We start from the raw sequence: 9,108 nt of genomic DNA, 5'->3' as shown, positions 1-9,108 counted from the left end.
CAACAGCACCGTGCCGATCTCGAGGATTTTCGGTCTCTTGCCGGGGCTCATCCAGTCGCGCAGCAGCATGGTGGCTGAAACGAGGGCACCGGCGATGAGTCCCTCCACTGGCCCGACCAGTCGGTCGAGTACGGCGAAGGCGATGAAGGGCGCGAAGGCCAGAAGAATTCCCATCACGTCTCCTTTCCAGCCGAGGGGTCGGCCTATCGGAGGGCTGCGGACGCTGAACGAGACACGTCGTCGAGGCTGAACCGTCGCATCGGCGACGACAAGGAGGCTGCTCGCATAGGTGGATGGGAATTGCGAGTATGACCGCCGCAACCAAACAGCCAGTGCACGGCCCCATTCAAAAGCTACCGGGAGCCGGTCGATTTTGGCGGGGATGTCCTCGACCTTGGCGGCAAAGGCCGGATCGCTGGAACGCTTGACGGCGCGCCGGCGATGGGGCTGACGGCGATTGGCCTCATAGCGCTTCGTTATGCGATGCATGCCCCATCTGTATTGGATCGGGGCCGGTCCGGCTGTTTACCATCGCGGCCTCGGACGATCGGCCCTGGCTTGCAGCGGAGGCTTTCCAGAATGACTTCACCTCTGACGGGACTTCTGGTCGTCTCGCTGGAGCAGGCGGTGGCCGCACCGCTCTGCACGTCGCGTCTCGCCGACGCCGGAGCGCGGGTCATCAAGATCGAACGGCCGGAGGGCGACTTTGCCCGCGGCTACGACGCCGTGGTCCACGGGCAGAGTTCCTATTTCGTCTGGCTCAACCGCGGCAAGGAATCGGTCGTCCTCGACATCAAGACGCCCGAGGACGCCGAACTGCTGGAGCGGCTGATCGCCCGCGCCGACGTCTTCGTGCAGAATCTGGCGCCGGGCGCGGCGGAGCGGGCCGGCTTCGGTTCCGACGATCTGCGGCGGCGCCATCCCCGGCTGATCACCTGCGACATCTCCGGTTACGGCGACGACGGCCCCTACCGCGACATGAAGGCCTACGACCTGCTGGTGCAGAGCGAGACCGGGCTTGCCTCCATCACCGGGTCGCCGGACCAGCCGGGGCGCGTCGGCGTCTCGGTGGCCGACATCGCCTGCGGCATGAACGCCTACACCGGAGTCCTCCAGGCATTGCTGGAGCGCGAGCGCAGCGGCGAGGGGTCGGCGGTGGCGGTGTCCCTGTTCGATTCGCTGGCGGAATGGATGATGGTGCCGCTGATGCACCACGACCATGGCGGCAAGGCGCCGGGACGGGTCGGGCTGATGCACCCGAGCATCGCCCCCTATTCCGCCTTCGCCCTGGCCGACGGCCGGCAGGTGGTGCTGTCGATCCAGAACGAGCGCGAATGGGTCGCCTTCTGCGCCGACGTGCTGCTGCGGCCGGAGCTGGCGACCGACGAACGCTTCGCGACCAACAACCGCCGCGTCGCCAACCGCCCGGAGCTGGACGGCCTCGTCGCCGCCATCTTCCGGACCATGGACCACGCCGAGGCGGTGCGCCGCCTGAACCGCGCGCGCACCGCCTTCGGCTCGCTGAACGAGGTCGCGGACCTGTCCACCCACGCGCAGCTGCGCCGCGTGACCGCCGAGACGCCGGGCGGCCCGGTCGACGTGGTGGCGCCGCCGGTGCAGGTGCGCGGCCGACCCTACGCCTCCGGCGCCGTTCCGGCGCTGGGCCAGCACACCGACGCCGTCCGGCGTGAAATCACTAAACAACAGGGGGGAGCATGACCATGGACCATTTGCGCGATTGGATCGGCCGGTCGGAAGGCGCCGAGGACGTCGCGTCGCCGGTGGCGCTGACCGGACTGGCGGCGATGCTCGACCACGACAACCCGCCCTGGCCGGCGGGCGAGGTGCCGCCGCTCGGGCATTGGCTGTATTTCCTGCCCAAGGCCTTGCAGCGCGACATCGCCGAGGACGGCCACCCGCACAAGGGCGGCTTCCTGCCGCCGGTGGAACTGCCCCGCCGCATGTGGGCCGGCGACACCCTGACCTTCCACCGGCCGATCCGCAGCGGCGAGGCGATCACCCGCCGCTCGACCATCGAGGAGGTCACCCCGAAGGAGGGCCGGTCGGGCCGGATGGTCTTCGTGAAGGTCCGGCACGAGATCAGCACCGCCGCCGGCGTCGCCATCACCGAATTCCACGACATCGTCTACCGCGAGGCCGCCAAGCCCGGCGACGCCCCCGTCCCCGGCGAGCGCCCGACGGGCGAGGCGGTGTGGCAGCGGCGCATCCAGCCCGATCCCGTGCTGCTGTTCCGCTACTCCGCCCTGACCTTCAACGGCCACCGCATCCATTACGACCGCGACTATTGCCGCGACGTCGAGGGCTATCCGGGGCTGGTCTTCCATGGCCCGCTCAGCGCGACCATGCTGATGGATCTGTTCCTGCGCGAGAATCCGGGGGCGCGGGTGACCGGCTTCCGCTTCCGGGCGAAGCGGCCGCTGTTCGACATCCATCCGCTGACCCTGTGCGGCGCCCCGACCGCCACCGGCGCCACGCTGTGGGTGACCGACCACGAGGGCTTCGTCGCCATGTCCGCCGAGCTGGAGGCCGAACGGTCATGACGGCGGCAACGCGCGACACGGTTGGAGGGCGCGTCTGATGGCCCTGCCGTACCGATCCTATCTCTTCGTCCCCGCCGACAACGCCAAGCTGCTGGAGAAGGCCCACCAGCGCGGGGCGGACGCCCTTATCCTCGACCTTGAGGACGCGGTCCTGCCCGCCGGCAAGCCGGAGGCCCGCCGCGGGCTTCCCGCGCCGATCGACCGCCTGCACGGGCTGGGCGTGCCGGTGCTGGTGCGGATCAACAGCGGCTGGCGCGACGCCGTCGCCGACCTGGAGGCCGCCGTGCGCCCCGGCGTGGCCGCGCTGGTGGTGCCCAAGGCGGAGGACGCCGGGGCGCTGCGCGTGCTGTCCGCCATGATCGGCGAGTGGGAGGCGGAACGCGGCCTGTCGCCGGGCGCCATCGGCCTCGTCGCCCTGATCGAAAGCCCGCTGGGGCTGGAGCGGCTGGCCGACATCGCCGCCGTTCCGCGCGTGGCGGCCCTGGCGCTGGGCAGCGAGGATTTCGCGCTGAGCCTGGGGGTGGAGCCGACCGAGGCGCTGCTCGCCCTGCCCTGCCGCCAGATCGCGCTGGCCGCCGCCGCCCGCGGTCTCGCGGCGATCGGCCTGCCGGGATCGCTGGCCGAGTTCCGGGACCTCGACGCCTACCGCGCCATGGTGGTGCAGGCGCGGGCCGTCGGCATGACCGGCGCGCTGTGCATCCATCCGGCCCAGCTGCCCGTCGTCCGCGACGTCTTCGCCCCCTCCGCCGCCGACGTGGCCTGGGCCGGGCGGGTGGTCGCGGCGTGGGACGAGGCCCAGGCGGCGGGGCGCGGCGCCGTATCCGTGGACGGGCGCATGGTCGACCGTCCCGTCGCCGAGCGGGCCAAGGCCATCCTGGCGCGCAGCGCCCCTACGACCAAGAATGCGGAGTAACGAGACATGAAGAGCAGCATCGGTCAGGGCTTCGACGAGATCCGCGACGCCGTGCGCGCGCTCTGCGCCGAATTCCCCAGCGAGTACCACCGCCGCATCGACGAGGAGCGCGGCTATCCCGAAGAATTCGTGGACGCGCTGACCAAGGCCGGCTGGATGGCCGCCCTGATCCCGGAGGAGTATGGCGGTTCGGGCCTCGGCCTGACCGAAGCCTCGGTGATCATGGAGGAGATCAACCGGTCGGGCGGCAATTCCGGCGCCTGCCACGGCCAGATGTACAACATGAACACGCTGGTCCGGCACGGCTCGGAGGAGCAGCGGCGCCGCTACCTGCCGAAGATCGCGGCGGGCGAGCTGCGCCTCCAGTCGATGGGCGTCACCGAGCCGACCACCGGCACCGACACCACCCGCATCAAGACCCGGGCGGAGAAGAAGGGCGACCGCTACGTCATCAACGGGCAGAAGGTGTGGATCTCCCGCGTCCAGCATTCCGACCTGATGATCCTGCTCGCCCGCACCACGCCGCTCGATCAGGTGCGCAAGAAGTCGGAGGGCATGTCGATCTTCATCGTCGACATCAAGGAGGCGATGGCCAACGGCATGACCGTCCGGCCCATCCGCAACATGGTCAACCATGAGACCAACGAGCTGTTCTTCGACAATCTGGAAATCCCCGCGGAGAACCTGATCGGCGAGGAGGGCCAGGGATTCAAATACATCCTGACCGGCCTCAACGCCGAACGGGTGCTGATCGCGGCGGAATGCATCGGCGATGGCTATTGGTTCGTCGACAAGGTCTGCGACTACACCCGCGACCGTCAGGTGTTCGGCCGCCCGATCGCGCAGAACCAGGGCGTGCAGTTCCCCATCGCCGAGAGCTTCATCGAGGTCGAGGCCGCCAACCTGATGCGCTTCGAGGCCTGCCGCCTCTACGACGCGGGGGAGCCCTGCGGCGCCCAGGCCAACATGGCGAAGTACCTCGCCGCCAAGGCCTCGTGGGAGGCGGCGAACGCCTGCCTGCAGTTCCACGGCGGCTTCGGCTTCGCCAGCGAGTACGACGTGGAGCGCAAGTTCCGCGAGACCCGGCTGTATCAGGTGGCGCCCGTCTCCACAAACCTGATCCTGGCCTACGTCGCCGAGCACGTCCTGGACCTGCCGAAGTCCTACTGACCGGCCGAGGCGCGTGGTTGACAGCCGCGCGATCAAACGGGTCTATGCTCGCAGCGTGGTCTCACCGTTCGGCCACGGCGCGCCGGGGAGACGAGGATGGACCACGCACAGGCCACGACCACGCTGGAAGCCGTCCTTGCGGCCAATCCGCGTGATGGTGGCGCCTGGAGCATGCTCGGCCATCTCCTCCGCCGTGCGGGAAAGCTGGAGGGCGCCATTGCCTGCCACCGGCGGGGGCTGGAGGTCGCTCCGGCCACCGCCGGCATCTGGAGCAATCTCGGCAACGCCCTGGTCGAGGCCGGTCGGTTCGACGAGGCGCTGGCCGCGCATGCGGAGGCGCTTCGGCTCGAACCCGACGCCCCGGCCTTCCTCTTCAACAACGCCGTGGCCTTGCGCAAGGCGGGACGCTTCAAGGAAACGCTCGCGATGATCGAGCGGGCGGCGGCGGGCGGGACCGCCACTCCCGAGTTGCGCTGGGAGCGGGCGCTCGCCCGGCTTCAGATCGGCGACTACGTCCATGGCTTCACGGATTACGAGGCCAGGCGCGGGCTTGCCTCCTACCATGGTCGCCCACCGTCGGAACGGACCTGGAACGGAGGCGCGCTCGACGGACGCGCCCTCTTCCTGTTTGCCGAGCAGGGGTTCGGCGACGCGCTCCTGGCGGCGCGCTACATGCCGCTGGTCAAGGCGTTGGGCGGCCGGGTGCTGTACGAATGCCATCCGGAGCTGCGCCGGGTGCTGTCGGGGCTGGAAGTCGACGTCGTCCTGCAACCAGGAAGCCCGCCGCCGGCCTTCGACGTCGAGGCGTCGCAGATGAGCCTGCCGGGCCTGTTCGGCACCACATTGGCCTCGGTCCCCCCACCGGTCACCCTGACCGTTCCGGACTCGTCCCGCGAGAAGGCCGCCCATCGGCTCGGCGCGCGGGAGCCGGGCACGCTGCGCGTCGGGATCGTCTGGTCGGGGCGCGTGACCTTCGCCGACAACGGCCGGCGCGCCACCAGCCTCGCCCGGTTCCTGCGCTTTGCCGAGGTGCCGGGTGTACGGCTCTACAGCCTTCAGAAGGGGCCGCCCGCCGCCGAACTCGCCGACAGCGGCGTCGCCGGTCATCTGGTGACTTCGCTCGGCCCCGACCTCGACGATTTCGCCGACACGGCGGCGATGCTGGAACAGCTCGACCTCGTCATCATGACCGACAGTTCCGTGGCGCACCTCGCCGGGTCCCTCGGCACGCCGGTCTGGAACCTCGTGCAGCACGTTCCCTACTGGATCTATGGCTTTTCCGGAGACCGCACGCCCTGGTACCCGACGATGCGGCTGTTCCGCCAAGGTCCCGACCAGGACTGGGAACCGGTGTTCGCCCGGGCGGCGGTCGCCCTGCGCGAGGAGGTCCGCCGCTTCACCGGCCAGTGATGCGGCCGGCGCTCAGCGGTCCGCCGCCGCTGCGTCCTGTTCACACCCGAGCCAGGACCGCCACATGGCGCGGTAGGCCACCTCGACCGCCGCCGCGAAGCCGCGATGGTCGCTGAGCGCCGAACGCTCCATCCGGTCCTTCATGCCGCGACGCAGCGCGGCGAGGCGCCCCACGTCGCCGGCCAGGGCGACGGCCGTCTCGACGTAGCCAGCCTCGTCGGTCGCGATGAACTCATCCAGCCCGCACTGGGACAGCAGGCTGGCTCCCACCCGCGCGACGTGATGACGGCCGGCGAGCGTGATCACCGGCACGCCCATCCACAGCGCTTCGCAGGTGGTGGTGGTGCCGTTGTAGGGGAACGGGTCGAGGCCGATGTCGATCCGGTCATAGGCCCGCAGATGCTGATCGATCGCGTCCATCGGGGGAAGCAGATCGACACGGCCGGGGTCCACGCCGTTGCCCGCGAACCGCTGGAGATAGCGCGCGCGTGTCGGCGTGTCGGCGAAGGCGCGGCTCTTGAGACACAGGCGGGCGGATGGCACGCGGGCCAGGATGGCCGACCAGACCCGCACCACCTCCGGCGTCACCTTGGCGGCGTTGTTGAAGGACCCGAAGGTCACGAAACCGTTGGCCAGCGCCGGCGGTTCGTCGCGCGGGGTGACGAAGCGCAGCGGCTGGAAGGCGAGAAACCCCTTGGGCAGGCGGACCAGCCGCTCGGCGTGCCAGGCGTCCGTGCGGCCCGGCGGGTCGGCGACCGCATCGGTCAGGCGATGGTCGATCGCCGGCATGCCGGTGGTGTCGGGATAGCCCAGCCAGGCGACCTGGACCGGGGCCGGCTTGCGGGCGAACAGCAGCGGCCGGCTGTGCGCCGTGTGGCCGGCCAGATCGACCAGGATGTCGATGCCGTCGCGCTCGACCAGCGCGGCGGCGGCCGCGTCGTCCAGCGCGACCAGCGACCGCCATCCGTCGGACAGACTCCTCATGCGTTCGGTGATCGCGTCGTGATGGTTCGAGGTGGCGTAGCAGAACACCTCGACCGCACCGCGGTCGTGCTCGCGCAGCAGGGGCTCGATGAAATGGGCGCAGGCGTGGGCGCGGAAGTCCGGGGAGACATAGCCCACCCGCAGCCGCCGGTCGGGGTCGCGGTCGTTGGGGAACCGCCGGCCCCGCCGCATCAGCGGCCGGGCGTGCCGCTCGTTCCAGTGCGCGTGGGCGCGGGCGATGATCTCGGGCGGCACCCAGGGCGTGTAGTGCAGGGCGAACAGCAGATTGGAATGGAGCAGGGCCAGATCGGGATGACGCTCCGTCCCGTTTTGGAAGACCGCGATGGCTTCGGTGATCCGCCCCTGCTCCTTCAGCGCCTCGCCGAGGTTGACGACGGGTTGCGGCAGGTCGGGCTGCGCCTGGATCGCCGCCCGGTAACAGTCCACGGCGCGGCTCGACTCCCCGAGGTCGCGGTGGACGTCGCCCATGTTGCTGTGGGCCCCGCCCATGCCGGGCTTCAGCCACAGCGCCCGGCGGTAGGCGGTGATCGCCCGGCCGGGCTCCCGTGCGGATTTCAGGAGGTTGCCGGCGTTGAACCAGGCGTCGGCGTAGTCCGGGCACAGCGACAGCGCCACGCGCACCGCCGCCAGCGCTTCCGCCGGCCGGTCGAGGTCGGCCAGCGCGCAGGAAAGGTTGCTGCGGATCGGCGCGTCGTCCGGCAGAGCCGCAACCGCGTGGCGGTAGCAGGCGACGGCCTCCTCCCATCGGCCCATGCTGCGCAGCAGGATGGCCAGATTGTTGTTGGCGTGGGCGTGTCCGGGATCGTCGCGGAGGATCGCCCGGTAACCGGCCTCGGCAGCAGCGAGCCGGCCCGCCCGATGATGGTCCAGGGCGGTGGCGAAGCTCCGCAGTGCCGCCGTTTCGGCCGGGGCTCCCGTCACCGCAGGCCCGCGTCGTCGAGGATGGCGAGCAGCCGGTCCGCCGCACGGGTCCAGGTGAAGCCTTGCACCAGATGGTCGCGGGCCGACGGAAGGCCGGTGTCGTCGCCGCGGATGATGGCGGTCAGGATGGCCGCCGCGGCGTCCTCGTCCGGGTCCCACCAGTCGAGCCCGTGGAACGGCGCGTAGGCTTGCTCGCTGTAGGGCAGGCGCGCGGGGCGGACGGCGGATGGGATCAGCCGGGCCACCCGGTCGTCGAGGTAGTCCACATAGGCGGAATGGCGCGGCGCGATCAGGCCCAAGCCCATGGCTCCGGCCTTTGAGAGGGGAAGGTCCCAGCCCTCGCCGTGCGACATGCTCCAATAATGGTTGGCCGCTCGCAGCAGCCCCGTCATGTCGACATCCGACAGGAGTTGGTTGATCAGCACCACCGGCGCCGCGTCGGCCATCCGTTTCCCGACAGCCTCCTCCGTCCGCCGGACCAGCTCGCCGAGTTCCGCGCCGAACGCCGGGTTGTTTCCCTTGCCCAGCTTCAGGATGAGCACCGCGTCGTCCATGCGCGCCGTGCTGCGCAGCCAGACCCGCAGCAGGCCGTCGATGTTCTTGCGGGGTATGAAATCCGAGACGTTGATGAAGCGGTGCCGGTAGCTGGAGACCAGCCTCCCGCGCGGAACGACCATGGTCGGTGCGGGGGCGCCGCTGTCGGAGTCCTCCGGATCGACGCCCAGGGGGCAGACCCGCAGACGATCCTCCGGATAGCCCTGCGCCGCCCAGGCCATACGGGACGATTCGCTGGGCACGATGATGAGGTCGCTGTGCTCGCTCTGGCGCCGCCATGCCGGCGGGATCCGGGTGCCCTCGAACATCGTGAAGGTCACCGTGGCCAGACCGGGCACCCGCTCGACCGCCGGAGGGATGAGGAAGTTCAGCAGGGCCTTGGCGGGAACCGGCGGGGCGGGATTCTCCTCTTTCCAGGATTCGGGGCCGAAGATCCCGATCGCCTGGAGGGGCACGGCCCGCTGGCGGCCAGGCCGGACGGAAGGCTGGGAGAAAAAGGCGGTGCCCGCGGCGCGGTCTACATCCGCCGGGGCCACCAGCCCCGCCTTCTGCCCCCCCCACGGGGCGCGGGCC

7 protein-coding genes and 1 pseudogene are annotated in these 9,108 nt (G+C 70.4%); 5 read left to right on the top strand and 3 right to left on the bottom strand.

All coding sequences use genetic code 11. From position 1 onward, the window contains the following. Positions 1–489 (bottom strand): annotated as a pseudogene (locus GBZ26_RS23210) (hypothetical protein); the annotation flags it as partial. A 90-nt stretch (positions 490–579) separates the two neighbouring features. On the opposite strand from GBZ26_RS23210, the gene GBZ26_RS23205 reads away from it, so the two are divergent. The 5 genes from GBZ26_RS23205 (at position 580) to GBZ26_RS23185 (ending at position 6,054) form a co-directional block, all read left to right on the top strand. Next, the gene (locus GBZ26_RS23205; RefSeq protein WP_174440877.1) at positions 580–1,719 is read left to right on the top strand and encodes a CaiB/BaiF CoA transferase family protein; all 1,140 of its coding nucleotides are present in this window, start codon (positions 580–582) and stop codon (positions 1,717–1,719) included. Positions 1,720–1,721: 2 nt separating this feature from the next. Further along, entirely contained in the window at positions 1,722–2,561 is an 840-nt protein-coding gene (locus tag GBZ26_RS23200) for an HTD2 family dehydratase (RefSeq protein ID WP_174440876.1), read from the top strand. 37 nt (positions 2,562–2,598) lie between these two features. After that, complete coding sequence (locus tag GBZ26_RS23195; RefSeq protein ID WP_174440875.1) at positions 2,599–3,474, top strand: HpcH/HpaI aldolase/citrate lyase family protein; 876 nt, start codon at positions 2,599–2,601, stop codon at positions 3,472–3,474. A gap of 6 nt (positions 3,475–3,480) precedes the next feature. Next, on the top strand, positions 3,481–4,644 hold the full coding sequence (locus tag GBZ26_RS23190) for an acyl-CoA dehydrogenase family protein (protein WP_174440874.1): 1,164 nt from the start codon (positions 3,481–3,483) through the stop codon (positions 4,642–4,644). Between the two features lie 96 nt (positions 4,645–4,740). Further along, positions 4,741–6,054 carry a tetratricopeptide repeat protein gene (locus GBZ26_RS23185; RefSeq protein WP_174440873.1) on the top strand — a complete coding sequence of 438 codons (1,314 nt, stop codon included), beginning with the start codon at positions 4,741–4,743 and terminating at the stop codon, positions 6,052–6,054. Positions 6,055–6,066: 12 nt separating this feature from the next. Here GBZ26_RS23185 and GBZ26_RS23180 read toward each other — a convergent pair whose 3' ends face one another. Then, a complete protein-coding gene (locus GBZ26_RS23180) occupies positions 6,067–7,980 on the bottom strand; it encodes an O-linked N-acetylglucosamine transferase, SPINDLY family protein (protein ID WP_174440872.1) in 1,914 nt (637 codons plus the stop codon). Continuing rightward, positions 7,977–9,108: glycosyltransferase family protein (locus GBZ26_RS23175; protein ID WP_486598850.1), on the bottom strand; the 1,132-nt coding region annotated here is incomplete at its 5' end. The genes GBZ26_RS23175 and GBZ26_RS23180, both read right to left, overlap by 4 nt.

Source organism: Azospirillum formosense, from assembly GCF_013340925.1.
Lineage (GTDB): Bacteria > Pseudomonadota > Alphaproteobacteria > Azospirillales > Azospirillaceae > Azospirillum > Azospirillum formosense.
This window is presented reverse-complemented; position numbering and strand designations above follow the sequence as displayed.

Bases quoted from the DNA above. Each gene is read 5' to 3' on its own strand.
- GBZ26_RS23205 (WP_174440877.1), top strand. From the start codon at position 580: ATGACTTCACCTCTGACGGGACTTCTGGTCGTCTCGCTGGAGCAGGCG.
- GBZ26_RS23200 (WP_174440876.1), top strand. From the start codon at position 1,722: ATGGACCATTTGCGCGATTGGATCGGCCGGTCGGAAGGCGCCGAGGAC.
- GBZ26_RS23195 (WP_174440875.1), top strand. From the start codon at position 2,599: ATGGCCCTGCCGTACCGATCCTATCTCTTCGTCCCCGCCGACAACGCC.
- GBZ26_RS23190 (WP_174440874.1), top strand. From the start codon at position 3,481: ATGAAGAGCAGCATCGGTCAGGGCTTCGACGAGATCCGCGACGCCGTG.
- GBZ26_RS23185 (WP_174440873.1), top strand. From the start codon at position 4,741: ATGGACCACGCACAGGCCACGACCACGCTGGAAGCCGTCCTTGCGGCC.